Source organism: Streptomyces sp. NPDC051051 (genome assembly GCF_040682975.1).
Taxonomy (GTDB): Bacteria; Actinomycetota; Actinomycetes; order Streptomycetales; family Streptomycetaceae; genus Streptomyces.
Genome location: NZ_JBFBCB010000093.1, coordinates 1 through 15213 on the forward strand (window position 1 = coordinate 1; position 15213 = coordinate 15213).

Genomic DNA, 15213 nt, shown 5'->3' on the forward strand with positions numbered 1-15213 from the left:
AGCGCGAACGGCACCGGCGCCGGCGTGAACGCCTTCAGCGCCAGGTGCAGCATGACGATGGAGTCCTTGCCGCCGGAGAACAGGATCACCGGGTTCTCGAACTCGCCCGCCACCTCGCGGAAGATGTGCACCGCCTCCGACTCCAGGGAGTCCAGGTGGCTGAGGGCGTACGGGGAGTCCGTGCCCTCCTCGGTCCGTGCGACGGTCGTCACACCAGTCCCCTCTCGCTGAGCAGGGCGTACACCGACGCCGCGGACTCCTTGACGGTCTGGTTCTGGGACTCGATCCGCAGATCGGGCCGCTCGGGGATCTCGTAGGGGTCGTCGACCCCGGTGAGCCCGGTCAGCTCGCCCGCCGCCTGCTTGGCGTACAGGCCCTTGACGTCCCGCTCGCTGCACACCTCGACCGGGGTCGCCACGTGCACCTCCAGGTACGCCGTCGCACCCTCCTCGTGGCGCCCCCGGACCGCCTCGCGGCTGTCGGCGTACGGCGCGATCACCGGCACGAGCGCCTTCACACCGTTGCGGGCGAGCAGTTCGGCGAGGAAACCGATGCGCTGCACGTTGGTGTGCCGGTCCTCGCGGCTGAAGCCGAGGCCCGCGGAGATGAACTCGCGGATCTCGTCGCCGTCGAGCACCTCGACGCGGTGGCCCTCCTCGCGCAGCCGGGCGGCCAGCTCGTACGCGATGGTGGTCTTGCCGGCACTCGGCAGACCCGTGAGCCAGACGGTGGCTCCGGTCGTCACGTGATTCTCCTGGGTCGCAGTGATCGCTTCTGTCACAGCAGTGGTGACAGGAGCCGGGGGAGTCGTCTCGATCGTCTCGGCGCCCGTCATCCGTGCAGCCCGCACTCGGTCTTCGCGCGGCCCGCCCAGCGGCCGGCGCGCGCGTCCTCGCCCTCCAGGACCCGGCGGGTGCAGGGGGCGCAGCCGACGGAGGTGTAGCCGTCCATCAGCAGGGGGTTGGTCAGTACGCCGTGCTCGGCGACGTAGGCGTCCACGTCGTCCTGGGTCCAGCGGGCGATGGGGGAGACCTTGACCTTCTGCCGCTTCTCGTCCCAGCCGACGACCGGCGTGTCCGCCCGGGTCGGGGACTCGTCCCGGCGCAGCCCGGTCGCCCAGGCCCGGTAGCCCTTCAGGCCCTCTTCCAGCGGCTGCACCTTGCGGCGCCTGCAGCACAGGTCCGGGTTGCGGTCGTGCAGCTTCGGGCCGTACTCGGCGTCCTGCTCGGCGACCGTCTGCCGCGGGGTGAGGGTGATGACGTTGACGTCCATCACGGCCTCGACCGCGTCCCGGGTGCCGATGGTCTCGGGGAAGTGGTAGCCGGTGTCGAGGAAGACCACGTCCACGCCCTTGAGCACGCGGGAGGCCAGATGGGCCACCACCGCGTCCTCCATGGACGAGGTCACGCAGAACTCCTTGCCGAAGGTGTCCACGGCCCACTGGAGGATCTCCAGCGCGGAGGCGTCCTCCAGGTCGCGGCCCGCCTGCTCGGCGAGCGACTTCAACTCCTCGGCGGTACGGGTTTCCTGAGTCGTCGTCATATCGCCTCCCCTCCGTTGTCGGTGCGCCGAACTCCCCGGGCGAGCAGCCCGAGGAACTTCAGCTGGAATGCGCGGTTGCACGCGGCGCATTCCCAAGCCCCGTGGCCCTGCTCACCGGGGCGCAGGTCCTCGTCGCCGCAGTAGGGGCAGTGGAAGGGGGCGGCGCGCTCGCTCATGCCGCGCCCCTCGTCTCGTCCGCCGCGCTCACGACAGGGCCTCCTCGCCGGCCCGGGCGGCCCACACGGCGAACCGCTCGCCGTCCTCGCGCTCCGCCTGGAACCGCTTGAGCACCCGCTCGACGTAGTCGGGCAGTTCGTCCGAGGTGACCTTCAGGCCGCGGACCTTGCGGCCGAAACCGGCCTCGAGACCGAGCGCTCCGCCCAGGTGCACCTGGAAGCCCTCGACCTGCTCACCCGCGTCGTTGAGGACCAGCTGGCCCTTGAGACCGATGTCCGCCACCTGGATGCGGGCGCAGGCGTTCGGGCAGCCGTTGAGGTTGATGGTGATCGGTTCGTCGAACTCCGGGATGCGGCGCTCGAGTTCGTCGATCAGGGTGGAGCCGCGCTGCTTGGTCTCGACGATGGCGAGCTTGCAGTACTCGATGCCGGTGCAGGCCATCGTGCCGCGCCGGAACGGGGAGGGCCTGGCGGTCAGGTCCAGCGCCCCGAGGGCCTCGACCAGCGACTCGACCCGGTCCTCCTCGACATCGAGGACGATCATCTTCTGTTCGACGGTGGTCCGGACCCGGCCCGAGCCGTGCGCCTCGGCCAGGTCCGCGATCTTCGTCAGGGTGGCGCCGTCCACGCGGCCGACGCGCGGTGCGAAACCGACGTAGAAACGGCCGTCCTTCTGGCGGTGCACGCCGACGTGGTCGCGCCAGCGCTCGACGGGCTGGGCGGGGGCGGGGCCGTCGACGAGCCTGCGCCGCAGGTACTCGTCCTCCAGGACCTGGCGGAACTTCTCCGGACCCCAGTCGGCGACCAGGAACTTCAGGCGGGCGCGGTTGCGCAGCCGCCGGTAGCCGTAGTCGCGGAAGATGGAGACGACGCCCTCGTGCACGTCCGGGACCTCGTCCAGCGGCACCCAGGCGCCGAGCCGGACGCCGATCTTCGGGTTGGTGGACAGGCCGCCGCCGACCCACACGTCGAAACCGGGGCCGTGCTCGGGGTGGACGACGCCGACGAAGGCGACGTCGTTGATCTCGTGCGCCACGTCCAGCAGCGGCGAACCGGAGACCGCGGTCTTGAACTTGCGGGGCAGGTTCGAGAAGGCCGGGTTGCCGACGATCCGGCGGTGCATCTCCTCGATGGCCGGGGTGCCGTCGACGATCTCGTCCTCGGCGATGCCGGCGACGGGCGAGCCGAGGATGGTGCGGGGCGTGTCACCGCAGGCCTCGGTGGTGGACAGGCCGACCGCCTCCAGGCGGTTCCAGATCTCCGGCACGTCCTCGATGCGGATCCAGTGGTACTGCACGTTCTGCCGGTCGGTGATGTCCGCGGTGCCGCGCGCGAACTCCTGCGAGATCTCGCCGATCACCCGCAGCTGCCGCGTCGTGAGCCGGCCGCCGTCGATCCGGACCCGCAGCATGAAGAACTCGTCGTCCAGCTCCTCCGGCGCCAGGATCGCGGTCTTGCCGCCGTCGATCCCGGGCTTGCGCTGGGTGTAGAGCCCCCACCAGCGCATCCGCCCGCGCAGGTCGTTGGGGTCGATCGAGTCGAAGCCGCGCTTGGAGTAGATCGTCTCAATGCGTGTCCGCACATTGAGACCGTCGTCGTCCTTCTTGAACTGCTCGTTGCCGTTGAGCGGGGTGAAGTGCCCCGCGGCCCACTGACCCTCGCCGCGGTGACGGCTCACCTTGCGGCGGGGCGCTGAGGCGGCAGGGTTGTCGGGGGTGGCGGCCATCGTGAATACGTCCTTCGGGACAGTGACGGGAAGGGGCCGGCGCGTGGCGCCGTCCATGAGGAACGGTGGTCTGGTGCCGGGCGGACGACCCTGACCTGCGCAGGCGGGAGCGCACCGGGGCACGTGTGCGCGTCGTTGCGCGGAGGGAGGCTGGAGGGGGCTGTCGGCGGGGCTTCGGCTCGTCAGCTCGCCGGACAGATGGCGCTGGACATGCGGCCGAGATCGACGTGCCGCCGACTCACCAAGGCAATTCCAGTTCCAGACATGACGGAAGCGTGTCACGGCGATCTGGACACAGTCCAGCTTCGTCCGTCATGTGGACACCCTGGTCCCGCTATGTGAGACCAGGGTGGTGTCGGTCACATGCTGTGCGTGATGTCTTGTCGACGCAGGTCAGACGGGGTATGCGCCCGGCCAGGGACCCGGAGCGGCCACCTCGGGCTTCTCCTCGACCGTGGTGTCGAACAGCCTGAACCCGCGGCGCCGGTAGTTGTCCATCGCGTGCTCGCCGTCCAGGCTGCACGTGTGCAGCCACACCCGCTTCGTCTGCGGCAGCCCCGGCCAGCGGTCCGCGAGGTCCCAGGCGCGCGCGGCCCCGTACGACAGCAGATGGCCGCCGATCCGCCGCCCGCGGAAGGCCGGGATCAGCCCGAAGTAGACGATCTCGACGGCCCCGTCGTCCTGCGGTTCCAGCTCCACGTACCCCGCGGGCGTCCCCCGGTCGTACGCCACCCAGGTCTCCACGCCCGGCCGGCCCAGATGCTCCTGCCACCGTGCGTACGTCCAGCCCAGCCGGTCGATCCAGCGGATGTCCCCGCCGACGGAGGCGTACAGGAAACGGCTGAACTCGGGCGAGGCCACGGCGGAGCGCACGATCCGCACGTCGCCCTCGGGCGCGGCGGCCGGCCGCAGGTCGCCCGGCGCGGTCTGCTCCAGGGACCAGGTGGTCACGGGGATGTCGGTCATGCCCGTCAGGGAATCATCTACTCCGCGGATCTGTCGATCGAGGCCAGCGGCAGCGCGAACAGCATCCGGCCGGACTGCGTCCACACGTCGCCGGTCTGGGCCCAGTACGACAGCGACTCGGTCCGCGGGCTCCAGCAGTCCCGGCTGTCGTCGGCGCCGCAGCGCGCGGCCCGCGCGCCGTCCGCGTCCTGCCGCCACAGCGTCCCGCGCCCGTCCTCGGCGCCGCCCCGGCTCACGTACCAGCCGTCCTGGTACGACAGCACACCGCGCACCCCGTTCGCCTCGGTCCGGTACGCCTGCGTCACGCCGACCCGCCCCGCCGGGTCACCGGCGAGGAGACCGGCCCGGCCGGGCGCGGTGTCGAAGGCGTACCGCCACAGCCGGGCGCCCCGGTCGCCGTCGTCGAGGGTCCACTCCCCGGCGACGAGGGTGTCCGGCGCGGTGCTGCGGTCCAGGGACACGGTGGCCGGGCGCGGGGCGCCGGAGCCGCCGCTCAGCCGGTAGGAGGCCACGGCCGGCAGGACGTACGGGGCGCCGTGCGCCGACCAGCCGCCGGGCACCCGGCCGACCGCCGCACCGGCGACCGTGGTGCGGTGGATGCGGTTGACGTCGTACACGTACAGCGCGGCCCGGTCCCCGTCGCCGGCGGTCACCAGCAGCTTGTCCTGGTACCAGACCATGCCGGAGACCCGGGAGACCAGGCCGCGGTAGTCGCGCCCCCCGTCCACGGGGACGGCCAGCAGCGCCCATGCGTAGGAGAGCCGGTCCGTGTCGTCCGCGTCCACGAACGCCACCCGGGCCAGACCGCGGTCGGCGACCGGGCCGGAGCCGCGCGACCAGCCGGAGACGATCACCCGGTGCGCGCCCCACAGGCCGTCGTCGTCCGCGTCGCCGGAGGTGGTGACGGCGCCCGGCTCCCAGCCGGCGGTGTCGTCGGCGTTCCAGCAGTACGTGTGGGTGGCCGTCGGGGAGACGGGCAGCGCGTCGCGCTCGCCCTCGGTGCAGTCGGCCGCGTCGCGCAGCGAACGGGCGGCACCGCTCAGCACCTCGCCGACGCCGATCGACGGGCCCATCCCCGCGGCGAGCCGGTCCAGGGCGGCCGGCGGCACCGCCTCCTCCGTCAGCCGCAACGCGGCCGTGTCGGCGGACGACGTGAGCGGTTCCAGAGCGCCGGGGCCGTCGGAGACCGTGGCCTGGGAAGCGCTGATCATGGTGGCGGCCGCGGTGAGCGCGAGGGCGGTTCCCGTCAGGAAACCGCGCAGCACCCTGCCCCGCCTGCGCCGGCGATGTCGGCCACGCTGCTTCATTCGTCCTCCCGAGGCGGGCCAACTGCGCCTGACGATCCTTGCGTTGCCCGAGGAGCAGGTGGGGTGACCCGTAGAGGGATGCTACGGCAGTCGGCGTCCGCGGGGGGCGAAGACTTCGTATCTGTACGCAAGCTGTTGTGACGCGGGCCGGTGCGGGCTGTGAAAGCCCCGGTCGCGGGCTGGCGGAGACCGCGCCGGGTGGCGCGTCCGGCCTCCGACGGGCGGATGCCGACCGGGCCCGCTCCCGGTCACCGGCCCACCGCACCCGTGGCCCGCGCGCCCGTCACCGCGGGGGCCGTCGAGTGGGGGAGGAGGTCCTTGGGGTCGTCCGGGAGCAGTACCGCCACCTCCGCCTGCTCCCGGAAACGGTACGGCCGGTGCTCCAGGAGCCCCCCGAGATACCGCCGGACCCGCGACATCTCGGCCCGTACCGTCACCCTGCGCGCCGGGTCCCCGAACACGTCCTGCGCCAGCCCCGAAGCACTGCGCCCCGCCCGGTGCACCGCCAGCACGTACAGCAACTCCGCGTGCCGGGGACTCAGTTCGCGCGACCACCGGCCCGCGCCGCCGGTCACCGTCACCGACCACCGGCGCGGCCGGGCCAGATCCAGCACGATCCTGGTCGCGCCCGGCGCCTCCGGCTCCGCCGTGCCGTCGCACGAGCGCACCAGCCAGCCCTCCGCCAGCGGCTCCAGCGTGCACGGCCCCAGCCCCGGCAGCCGGTGACGCCCCGGCGCGGGCGGCCCGGGCAGCGCGATCCGACGCGTGTACGGCATCCCGGTCACCGCCGCCGTCCAGCCGTCCGCGTCCACCACCGCCGCCCGGCCGCCGATCCTGGCCAGCACCGGTGCCGCCACCGCCCGCAACCCCTCCAGCGCGCCCGTGTGCCGCTCGCGCAGGGCCGCCTCGGCCAGCTTCGCCACCGATCCGACCCAGGCGAGCGTCGCCGGATGCACCGTGTCCAGCGGGCCGCTGACGTCGACCACCCCGAGCAGCCGCCCGCTGCGCGGGTCCGTGATCGGGGCGCCGGCGCAGGTCCAGGCGGTGTGCGCACGCACGAAGTGCTCGGCGGCGAACACCTGCACGGGCCGCCCGACCACCGCGGCCGTGCCCACCCCGTTGGTGCCGACCACGTCCTCCCGCCAGTCCGCGCCCAGCTCGAAACCGATGCCGTCCGCCTGGCGCAGCACCGTGGAGCAGCCCTCCCGCCACAGCACCCGGCCGTCCTCGCCGGCGACGACCATGATGTGCCGGGCGGCGTCCGCGACCGGCAGCAGCGCCTCCCGCAGCACCGGCAGCACGTCCCGCAGCGGCGACTCCTCCCGCCGCCGCCGCACCTCGTCCGGGCTGAGCAGTCCGGCCCGGACACCGTTCTCCGGATCGACGCCCCTGCGCAGCGTCCGCTCCCAGGACTGCTCGATCACCGGCCGGTGCGCGAGTGCGGTCCGCCGGCCGGCGAGCCTGGCGTCGCGCACCTCGCTGAGCATCCGCGCCGCCCGCGCGGCGTCGACGGCGAGCTGCGGCACGTTCAACGGCGACTTCACCACGGGGCCTCCCGGTGAGCATGCGGACGGAGGACCGGACGTCGCGCTCCTGCACCGACTGTTTCCGGTCTGGCGGGAAGTCCATACTGCCGTCCGCCGATGGCGGAGGGGCACAGTCCGGTCAGCGGGTTCTCCCGCGTTGCAACCCCCTGCAACCCTGGTCAACGTCCACCGGCCGGCCGAAACTTGTGGCACGCCGTCCCGAGCGGCGTTCCTGGCCTCGCAGGGCCATGCCGCGGGGGTGGTGCCGTGTCGGCGCGGCACCACCCCCGCTCCTGTCGCCATCGGTCACGGCACGGGCCGGGCCCGCTCCACGAGCGCCCGCAGATCCAGCGTGTGCGGCAGTGTCCCGAAGGCGGCGCCGCCGTCGCCGCCCAGCCGCGACGCGCAGAACGCGTCGGCCACCTCCGGCGGCGCGAACCGGACCAGCAGCGACCCCTGCAACACCAGCGCGAACCGCTCCGCGATCCGCCGCGCCCGCGCCTCCGCACCGTCCAGATCGGCCAGTTCGGTCAGCAGGTCCTTGATCGCCGAGTCCAGCCGGTGATCCGCCCCGCGCGCCCGCCCCACCTCCTGGAGGAACGCGTTCAGCGCCTGCGGCTCGCGCCGCAACGCCCGCAGCACGTCCAGCGCCTGGACGTTGCCCGCGCCCTCCCAGACCGAGTTCAGCGGCGACTCGCGCACCAGCCGGGGCATCCCCGACTCCTCCACGTACCCGTTGCCGCCCAGGCACTCCGCGGCCTCCACCGTCACCGGCGTGCAACGCTTGGTCACCCAGTACTTGGCGGCCGGCACCGCGATCCGCAGCAGCGCCCGCTCCTGCTCGCCGCCGTCGTCGCAGGCCGCCGCGAGCCGCAGGCCCAGAACCGTCGCCGCCTCCGACTCCAGTGCGAGATCGGCCAGCACGTTGCGCATCAACGGCTTGTCGAGGAGTTTCCCGCCGAACGCCTCCCGGTACGCGCTGTGGTGCACCGCCTGCGCGACAGCCGCCCGCATCAGCCCCGCCGACCCCAGCACACAGTCGAGCCGGGTCGCCGCCACCATGTCGATGATGGTGCGCACCCCGCGCCCCTCCTCACCGACCCGGCGGGCCCACGTCCCGTCGAACTCCACCTCGGCGGAGGCGTTCGACCGGTTGCCCAGTTTGTCCTTGAGGCGCTGGATCAGGAACGGGTTGCGCGTGCCGTCCTCCAGCACCCGCGGCACCAGGAAGCACGTCAGCCCCTCCGCGGCCTGCGCCAGAACCAGGAAACCGTCCGACATCGGTGCCGAACAGAACCACTTGTGCCCCGTCAGCACATAGGTTCCGGCCTCGGCCAGCGGCCGCGCGGACGTCGTGTTCGCCCGGACGTCGCTGCCGCCCTGCTTCTCCGTCATCCCCATCCCGAACAGCGCCCCCGCCTTGTGCCGGGCGGGCCGCAGCTCCCGTTCGTAGATCGTGGACGTCAGCCGCGGCACCCACTCGGCCGCCAGTTCCGGGTCGGTGCGCAGCGCGGGCACGGCCGCGTGCGTCATGGACAGCGGACAGCCGTTGCCGGCCTCCACCTGCGTCCACACCAGGAAGCCCGCCGCCCGCCGCACGTGTCCGCCCGGACGCGTCCAGGCCGCGGTCAGCCCCGCGCCGACCCCCTTGCCCAGCAGCCGGTGCCACGCGGGATGGAAGGCGACCTCGTCGACGCGGTGCCCGTAGCGGTCGTGCGTGCGCAGCTCGGGCGGATTCTCGTTCGCCTGCACCGCCCACTCGTGGAGCTGCGCCGACCCGGCGGCCCGGCCCAGCGCCGACAGCTCGCCGCGCGCCTCGTCGAGCAGTTCCGGATCGAGGTGCCGCTCCACCGCGGCCACCAGGACCCGGTCGGTGCCGTAGACGTCGTGCCCGAGGAGGGGAGGGGGCTGGTTGGTCACGGTGTGCGTACTGCCTGCCATACCGGGAAGGTACCCCCGCGCACACCGGTCATGGCCGTGAGGGCCCGGCGCGCGCCGCACGGCACCTGCCGCCGGCCCCGACACGAGGACGGACCGGGGACGGACCGGGGACGGACCGGGGTGGGTCACCGGACCGGGGACGGGCGCCGGGCCCGGCTCTTGGTGACGGGCCCCACCGGAGGTGAGTGCAGCCCCGCACGGCGGATACCTTTAAGGCGTGCAGCCAGCAAGTCAGTCACCCGAGCAACCCGAGGCACCCGGCGGGCGTCTCCATCGGGCGCGTGCCCTCTACCGGAACGTCTCCAAGCGCAGGACCGCCTGGCTGCTGGTCAAGGACACCGTCAACTCCTGCATCGAGTACCGCATCCTCGGCCTCGCCGCCGAGGCCGCCTTCTTCACGCTGCTGTCCGTGCCGCCACTGCTGCTCAGCCTCATCGGCCTGCTCGGTTACGTCGACGACTGGACCGGCACCGACACCATCAGCAGCCTGGAGTCCAACCTCCTCGACGCCTCGCGCACGGTCCTGTCCGAGAAGGGCGTCGCGCAGATCGCCCAGCCGATCCTGGACGACGTGATGAAGGGCGGCCGCCCCGACGTCATCTCCATCGGCTTCCTGTTCGCCCTCTGGTCCGGCTCGCGCGCGGTGAACGTCTTCATAGACACGATCACCGTCATGTACGGCCTCGACGGCGTGCGCGGCATCGTCAAGACCCGGCTGGTGGCGTTCCTGCTGTTCGTCGCCGCGCTGCTGATCGGCTCGATCGCGCTGCCCCTGATGGTCGCCGGACCCGACGCCGTCGTACGGATCGTGCCGTGGTCGGCGACGGTCGTCCAGGTCCTCTACTGGCCCGTCGTGATCGTCCTGTCGATCGCCTTCCTGACCACGCTGTACCACGTGTCCGTGCCGGTGCGCTCCCCGTGGATCGAGGACGTGCCCGGCGCGCTGGTGGCCCTCGCCATGTGGGTGCTCGGCAGCTTCCTGCTCCGCATCTACCTGGAGAACACCATCGAGGGGGCCACCATCTACGGCTCCCTCGCCGCCGCCGTCGCCGTCCTGCTGTGGATCGGTGTGTCCGCGTTCGCCGTGCTCGTCGGCGCCGCCATGAACGCCGCCATCGACCGCGTCTGGCCGGCCGCCGCGACGGCCGCCGCCCGCGACGCCAACGAGCGGCTGCGGCAGGAGGAGGCCGCCGAGTACGTCGCCCGGGTGGCCGCCGCCCGCGTCCACGAGGACCCCGACGACCCCGACATGCCCTCCGAGTTCCCCGAACGGTGGTCCCGGTTCCTGCCCCCGGAGGACGTCACGGGCCGCCTGCGCGCCCACGCGAAGGCCTCGCCGAAGGGGAACGGGGGCGGGGAGGAGTGCCCGCCCTCCGAGAGGTGACACCGGTGCGTGCCCTCGGTGACCTCGGGCAGCGTCTGTGAGGCCTGCGGCGACGCGGGTGGTGCCTGGGCGTGCCTGCGGCGACGCGGGTGGTGCCTGGGCGTGCCTGCGGCGACGGTGGCGTCACCCCCAGGTGCCCGCCGCCGCGGCCTCCTTCACGTATGCGGCGAAGTCGCGCGGCTCGCGGTCCAGCGCCCGGCGCACCCCGTCCGTGAGCTGCGCGTTGCGCCCGTCGAGCAGTTCCTCGAACAGCTCGACCAGGAAGTCGGCCTCCTCGTCCGGCACCCCGGACCGGACCAGGCGCTCCCGGTACTCCCGCGCCGGCACGGTCCGGTACGACAGTGCCCGCCCGGTCACCGCGGCGATCTCCGCGACCGCCTCGCCCCACGCGACCAGCCGCGGCCCGGTCACGTCGATCTCCCGCCGTGCATACCGGTCCCCCGAGGTCAGCGCGGCCACCACCACGTCCGCGACGTCCCGTACGTCGACGAAGGGCTCCCGCAGCCGCTCGGCGGCCGGGAACACCAGCCCGCCGCTCAGACGCAGCTCCTCCGCCAGCGGACCCTCGCTGAAGTTCTGGGTGAACCACGCGGCCCGCACGATCGTCCAGTCGGCGCCCGACCCCCGCAGCGCCTCCTCGGCCGGTCGTGCCCGCTCCTCGCCCCGCGCGGACAGCAGCACCAGCCGCCGCACGCCCAGAAAGACGGCTTCCCGCGCGATGTCCCCGACCGCCGGGGCCGCCTCCGGGGAGCCGACGTCCGTCGGGAACGCCAGGTAGGCGGCCGTCGCGCCGCGCAGCGTCCCCGCCCACGTCGAACGGTCCCGCCAGTCGAAGCCGGTCGCCCGCGAGGCCGCCCGCACGGTGAGCCCCGCCGCCCGCGCGGCCGACGCCACACGGCCGCCCGTACGGCCGGTCGCGCCGGTCACCACGACCGTCATCCCCGCCGCGTCCGCCGCTGTGCTCGTCGTGTTCCGTACCCTCTGTGCCGCGTTCCCGGCCGCGTTCTGTGTCATGACGTCAGTCAACCGTCGTGCGCCGCGGGGGCCCATCGCCGAACGGCTCATTCCCATAAGCGCGCGTCTACGCTGGCCGCATGGACGCTGCCCCACGCTCGAACGGGCTCACGCGGGGCGACCCCCTCGCGGGCCTGCTGGAAGGTCCACGCGCGCGTGGCGCCCTCATGATCCGCGCGTGTTTCGACCCGCCGTGGGCGGTACGGGTCGAGGACCGCGCCCCGCTGACGGTGATGCTCATGGTGCGCGGCGGGGGCTGGGTCGTGCCCGACGAGGGCGAGCGGGTCCGGCTCACGGCGGGCGACCTCGCCATCGCCCGCGGTCCCGGCGCCTACCTCTGTGCCGACGACCCCGCCACGGCCCCGCAGGCGCTGATCCTGCCCGAAGGGCGGTGCGCCCACCCCGACGGCCGGTCCCTGAACGGCTCCATGGACCTGGGAGTGCGCGCCTGGGGCGACCGGCTGGACGGCTCCACCCTGCTGCTCATCGGGACGTACATGATGGAGGGCGAGATCAGCGGGCGGCTGCTGAGCGCCCTGCCGCCCCTGCTGTCCCTCACCTCCGACGCGTGGCCGTACCCGCTCACCCCGCTGCTCATGGAGGAGATCGGCCGCGACGAGCCCGGCCAGGAGGTCGTTCTGGACCGGCTGCTGGACCTGCTGGTGATCGCCGCGCTGCGGGCCTGGTTCTCGCGGCCGGAGGCGGAGGCGCCCGCCTGGTACCGGGCCATGGCCGATCCCGTCGTGGGCCGGGTCCTGCGCATGCTCCGGAGCGACCCGGCCCACCCCTGGACGGTGGCGTCCCTGGCCATGAGGGCGGGTGTATCCCGGGCCGGTCTGGCCCGCCGCTTCACGAAGTTGGTCGGCGAGCCTCCGATGACCCACCTCACCGGGTGGCGCCTGGCCCTCGCCGCCGACCTCCTGCGCGACACCGACGAGACGATCGGCGCGATCGCCCGCCGGGTCGGTTACGGCAGCGCCTTCGCCCTGTCCAGCGCGTTCAAGCGGGTGTACGGCGTCAGCCCGCAGGAGCACCGGGGCCGGGTGACGAGGGCCGGTCTCCCCGCCGGGGGCGGCGCGTAGCCTGGGCCCCGTGTACGAGGAACGGCCTTCCCGGCTCACCGGTGCGGTGGTGTGGACCAGCACCCCGACGGGCGGCGCCCCGAGGCCCGTGCTGCCCGACGGCTGCATGGACCTGTTGTGGAACGAGGGCAGGCTGATCGTCGCCGGACCCGACACCCGCGCGTACGTCCCCGACGGCCCGGCCACGCCCTGGGCGGGCGTGCGCTTCCATCCCGGCACCGCGCCCGCCCTCCTCGGCGTGCCCGCCCACGAACTGCGCGACCGGCGGGTGGAGTTGACCGACCTGTGGCCCGCGGCCGAGGTGCGGCGGCTGTGCGCCGGGATCGAGGCCGCGGGACACCCGGCGACCGCGTTGGAGGAGCTGGCGCTGGAGCGGGCCGCCCCGCCCGACCCCGTACTGCGCCGACTGGTGACCGCGCTCGCGCGGGGCCGTCCGGTCGCCGCCGTCGCGGAGGAACTCGGGCTCGGTCCACGGCAGTTGCACCGGCGTTCCCTGCACGCCTTCGGCTACGGCCCCAAGACGCTGACCCGTGTCCTGCGTCTCCAGCGCGCCCTGGCCCTGGCCCGGCGGGGCGTGCCGTACGCGGACACCGCGACCCGCGCCGGCTACGCAGACCAGGCGCACTTCGCCCGGGACGTCAAGGAGCTGAGCGGCATGACGCTGACGGTGCTGCTGGGCCGGTGAAGCCGGGGCCACGGAGGCCGGGCGCCGCGGAGGCCGGGGTGGTCGGGACCGTGTGGCTCCGGGGTGGCTGGGACCGAGAGGTCAGGGACCGGTCAGGGGTGCGAAGAGGTCGACCTCGTGACAGTCCGGGTCCTGTACGACGGCGTACCGCTGACCCCAGAAGGCGTCCCACGGCTTCAGCTCGCCCGCGCACCCGGTCCCCACCAGTTCCTCGTACACCGCGTCGACCTCGGCCGGGTCCTCGCAGCGCAGCGCGAGGGAGTGCCGGCCGCCCCGGGCCGGGGTCAGCCGGCCGGGGTGGAAGGACCGGACGGTGTCCTCGGTGTCCAGCATCAGCCGCAGCCCGCCCGGCAGCACGGCCTCGGCGTGCGGCTCCCGCTCGGCGCCCCCGGGGAACGCGAAGCCGAGCCGGCGGTAGAAGGCGACGGAGGCGGCCATGTCGGAGACGACCAGGCCGATGGCATCGAATCGTGGACTCATACGGCCCACCGTAGGCAGCGCCGTTCGACGGGTCTTGAAGGAAACGGACACACCGTGGCGCGCGGGGCCCGTCCGCCGCACCCGCACCGTCCCGCTCGTCAGGTGAAGGTGACGGGGCCGTTCGGCGTGGCCACCGTGTACGACAAGCCCGCCGGCCCCTCGCGGAGGACGAGACCGGTGCCGAGCGCGGTCAGCAGGGCGTGGACCTGGCCGGGGTCCGGGGCGGTGGCCGTCAGCTCCAGCAGGGGCGTGACCGGCAGGCCGGAGGCCGACGGGTGGGCCCTACCCGGCCTCGGGACTGGTAAGCCCACATGGTGAGGTGTCGCGTATGCGCGGCTGAAGCCCGCAGCTCAATGACACTGAGTGAGCAGTCGGGGGGCGGCCTGATCATCCCCATCGACAAGCGCAAGGGCCAGGCGTCCAGCGTCGCCAGCATCCACCGCGCCCTCGGTCGCACTCCTGGCCGTGGGACCGCCGGCCCTCCCCGCCAGGCCGAACGTCACTGGCCGCCGGAGCGGCGCGGTGCTGTCATGGGTAGGGAAGACGGCGTGGACGAGCCGGCAGGGGCTCGGAGGCCGCCGCGCCGCGCGTGGTCCGCCCGGGCGGTCCGACCGCGGCCGCCCCGTCGCACAGCGGAGGAGGCCGATGCCATGCTGTACCGCCGCACGGTCGGTGACGTGATGACCGAGGATGTCGTCACCGTCCGCCCCAGCACACCGTTCCAGGAGGTCGCCGCCCTGCTGGACGCGAACGACATCGTCGCGGCCCCGGTCGTCGACGACGACGGCGCTCCGGTCGGCGTCGTGTCCGCGTCCGACGTGCTGCGGCACGAGACCGGCATGCCCGATCCGCAGAGTCAGGACGGGAACGACGAGCGTGCCTGGGGCAAGGCCCGGGCCCGGACCGCGGGCGCGCTCATGAGCAGCCCCGTCTTCACCGCCCGCGCCGACTGGACGATCCCCCGGGCCGCACGGGAACTCCGCATGCGGCACGTCAAACAGCTGCCGGTGGTCGGCGACGACGGGCTCCTCACCGGCATCGTCACCCGCAGTGACCTGCTCGACGCCTTCATCCGCTCCGACGCCGAGATCCGCGGCGAGGTCGAGCAGGACGTCCTGGGGCGCATCCTCGGCCTGGTCGAGGGCACCGTCGCGGTCGAGGTCCGGGACGGGGTCGTCACCCTCCGGGGTCACGTCCCGGAACCGCGCCTAGTTCCGGTGGTCGTGGGCCTCTGCCAGGGCGTCGACGGTGTCGTCGCCGTGGACGCCCACCTCGCCGCCGCCCGGGCGGGCTAGGGCGTGTTTCGAAAGTCCCGTCTGCCCGGCGACGCCTGGCACGCACGCTCGCCGCGTTGTCGGGATCGCCCCGATACAACCAGTATCGG

General features: G+C 73.5%; 17 protein-coding genes. 4 read left to right on the top strand and 13 right to left on the bottom strand.

The window, feature by feature from the left end; translation table 11 throughout:
* From AB0N31_RS35225 to AB0N31_RS35270, 10 genes are all read right to left on the bottom strand, one after another.
* The coding region (locus tag AB0N31_RS35225; protein ID WP_366062605.1) for a phosphoadenosine phosphosulfate reductase family protein at window positions 1-212 on the bottom strand (212 nt) is incomplete at its 3' end.
* Complete coding sequence (gene cysC, locus AB0N31_RS35230; RefSeq protein ID WP_366062619.1) at window positions 209-769, bottom strand: adenylyl-sulfate kinase; 561 nt, start codon at window positions 767-769, stop codon at window positions 209-211. The genes cysC and AB0N31_RS35225, both read right to left, overlap by 4 nt.
* Before the next feature lie 62 nt (window positions 770-831).
* Window positions 832-1542 carry a phosphoadenylyl-sulfate reductase gene (locus AB0N31_RS35235; RefSeq protein ID WP_366062606.1) on the bottom strand — a complete coding sequence of 237 codons (711 nt, stop codon included), beginning with the start codon at window positions 1540-1542 and terminating at the stop codon, window positions 832-834.
* Window positions 1539-1718, bottom strand: a complete 180-nt coding sequence (locus tag AB0N31_RS35240; RefSeq protein ID WP_366062607.1) for a hypothetical protein — start codon at window positions 1716-1718, stop codon at window positions 1539-1541. The genes AB0N31_RS35235 and AB0N31_RS35240 overlap by 4 nt, the downstream gene beginning before the upstream one ends.
* Window positions 1719-1746: 28 nt before the next feature.
* A complete protein-coding gene (locus AB0N31_RS35245; RefSeq protein WP_366062608.1) occupies window positions 1747-3444 on the bottom strand; it encodes a nitrite/sulfite reductase in 1698 nt (565 codons plus the stop codon).
* A gap of 182 nt (window positions 3445-3626) precedes the next feature.
* Window positions 3627-3710 (bottom strand): putative leader peptide, encoded by an 84-nt coding sequence (locus AB0N31_RS35250; RefSeq protein ID WP_309486338.1) that lies wholly within the window; start codon window positions 3708-3710, stop codon window positions 3627-3629.
* Window positions 3711-3837: 127 nt separating this feature from the next.
* Entirely contained in the window at window positions 3838-4410 is a 573-nt protein-coding gene (locus AB0N31_RS35255; protein ID WP_366062609.1) for a GNAT family N-acetyltransferase, read from the bottom strand.
* Window positions 4411-4427: 17 nt separating this feature from the next.
* Window positions 4428-5717: a hypothetical protein gene (locus AB0N31_RS35260; protein ID WP_366062610.1), complete on the bottom strand. Its 1290-nt coding sequence runs from the start codon at window positions 5715-5717 to the stop codon at window positions 4428-4430.
* 248 nt (window positions 5718-5965) lie between these two features.
* Window positions 5966-7264: a GAF domain-containing protein gene (locus AB0N31_RS35265; RefSeq protein WP_366062611.1), complete on the bottom strand. Its 1299-nt coding sequence runs from the start codon at window positions 7262-7264 to the stop codon at window positions 5966-5968.
* 285 nt (window positions 7265-7549) lie between these two features.
* Window positions 7550-9184, bottom strand: a complete 1635-nt coding sequence (locus tag AB0N31_RS35270) for an acyl-CoA dehydrogenase family protein (protein WP_366062612.1) — start codon at window positions 9182-9184, stop codon at window positions 7550-7552.
* A 217-nt stretch (window positions 9185-9401) separates the two neighbouring features.
* Here AB0N31_RS35270 and AB0N31_RS35275 point away from each other — a divergent pair, with 217 nt between their 5' ends.
* The gene (locus AB0N31_RS35275) at window positions 9402-10568 is read left to right on the top strand and encodes a YihY/virulence factor BrkB family protein (protein WP_366062613.1); all 1167 of its coding nucleotides are present in this window, start codon (window positions 9402-9404) and stop codon (window positions 10566-10568) included.
* Between the two features lie 123 nt (window positions 10569-10691).
* On the opposite strand, the gene AB0N31_RS35280 is transcribed toward AB0N31_RS35275, so the two are convergent.
* On the bottom strand, window positions 10692-11507 hold the full coding sequence (locus tag AB0N31_RS35280) for an NAD(P)H-binding protein (RefSeq protein WP_366062620.1): 816 nt from the start codon (window positions 11505-11507) through the stop codon (window positions 10692-10694).
* 155 nt (window positions 11508-11662) lie between these two features.
* On the opposite strand from AB0N31_RS35280, the gene AB0N31_RS35285 reads away from it, so the two are divergent.
* Together AB0N31_RS35285 and AB0N31_RS35290 are read left to right on the top strand one after the other, a co-directional pair.
* Entirely contained in the window at window positions 11663-12664 is a 1002-nt protein-coding gene (locus tag AB0N31_RS35285) for an AraC family transcriptional regulator (RefSeq protein WP_366062614.1), read from the top strand.
* A gap of 10 nt (window positions 12665-12674) precedes the next feature.
* Entirely contained in the window at window positions 12675-13349 is a 675-nt protein-coding gene (locus AB0N31_RS35290) for a helix-turn-helix transcriptional regulator (RefSeq protein WP_366062615.1), read from the top strand.
* An 81-nt stretch (window positions 13350-13430) separates the two neighbouring features.
* On the opposite strand, the gene AB0N31_RS35295 is transcribed toward AB0N31_RS35290, so the two are convergent.
* Window positions 13431-13829: a VOC family protein gene (locus AB0N31_RS35295; protein ID WP_366062616.1), complete on the bottom strand. Its 399-nt coding sequence runs from the start codon at window positions 13827-13829 to the stop codon at window positions 13431-13433.
* A gap of 98 nt (window positions 13830-13927) precedes the next feature.
* Window positions 13928-14140, bottom strand: coding sequence for a hypothetical protein (locus AB0N31_RS35300; protein ID WP_366062617.1), 213 nt, complete (start codon window positions 14138-14140; stop codon window positions 13928-13930).
* 339 nt (window positions 14141-14479) lie between these two features.
* Between AB0N31_RS35300 and AB0N31_RS35305 the strand changes: the two genes are divergently transcribed.
* The gene (locus AB0N31_RS35305; RefSeq protein ID WP_366062618.1) at window positions 14480-15124 is read left to right on the top strand and encodes a CBS domain-containing protein; all 645 of its coding nucleotides are present in this window, start codon (window positions 14480-14482) and stop codon (window positions 15122-15124) included.
* Window positions 15125-15213: the final 89 nt, after the last annotated feature.

Bases quoted from the DNA above. Each gene is read 5' to 3' on its own strand.
- AB0N31_RS35235 (WP_366062606.1), bottom strand. From the start codon at position 1,542: ATGACGACGACTCAGGAAACCCGTACCGCCGAGGAGTTGAAGTCGCTC.
- AB0N31_RS35240 (WP_366062607.1), bottom strand. From the start codon at position 1,718: ATGAGCGAGCGCGCCGCCCCCTTCCACTGCCCCTACTGCGGCGACGAG.
- AB0N31_RS35245 (WP_366062608.1), bottom strand. From the start codon at position 3,444: ATGGCCGCCACCCCCGACAACCCTGCCGCCTCAGCGCCCCGCCGCAAG.
- AB0N31_RS35250 (WP_309486338.1), bottom strand. From the start codon at position 3,710: ATGTCTGGAACTGGAATTGCCTTGGTGAGTCGGCGGCACGTCGATCTC.
- AB0N31_RS35255 (WP_366062609.1), bottom strand. From the start codon at position 4,410: ATGACCGACATCCCCGTGACCACCTGGTCCCTGGAGCAGACCGCGCCG.
- AB0N31_RS35260 (WP_366062610.1), bottom strand. From the start codon at position 5,717: ATGAAGCAGCGTGGCCGACATCGCCGGCGCAGGCGGGGCAGGGTGCTG.
- AB0N31_RS35270 (WP_366062612.1), bottom strand. From the start codon at position 9,184: ATGGCAGGCAGTACGCACACCGTGACCAACCAGCCCCCTCCCCTCCTC.
- AB0N31_RS35280 (WP_366062620.1), bottom strand. From the start codon at position 11,507: ATGACGGTCGTGGTGACCGGCGCGACCGGCCGTACGGGCGGCCGTGTG.
- AB0N31_RS35285 (WP_366062614.1), top strand. From the start codon at position 11,663: ATGGACGCTGCCCCACGCTCGAACGGGCTCACGCGGGGCGACCCCCTC.
- AB0N31_RS35295 (WP_366062616.1), bottom strand. From the start codon at position 13,829: ATGAGTCCACGATTCGATGCCATCGGCCTGGTCGTCTCCGACATGGCC.
- AB0N31_RS35305 (WP_366062618.1), top strand. From the start codon at position 14,480: ATGCTGTACCGCCGCACGGTCGGTGACGTGATGACCGAGGATGTCGTC.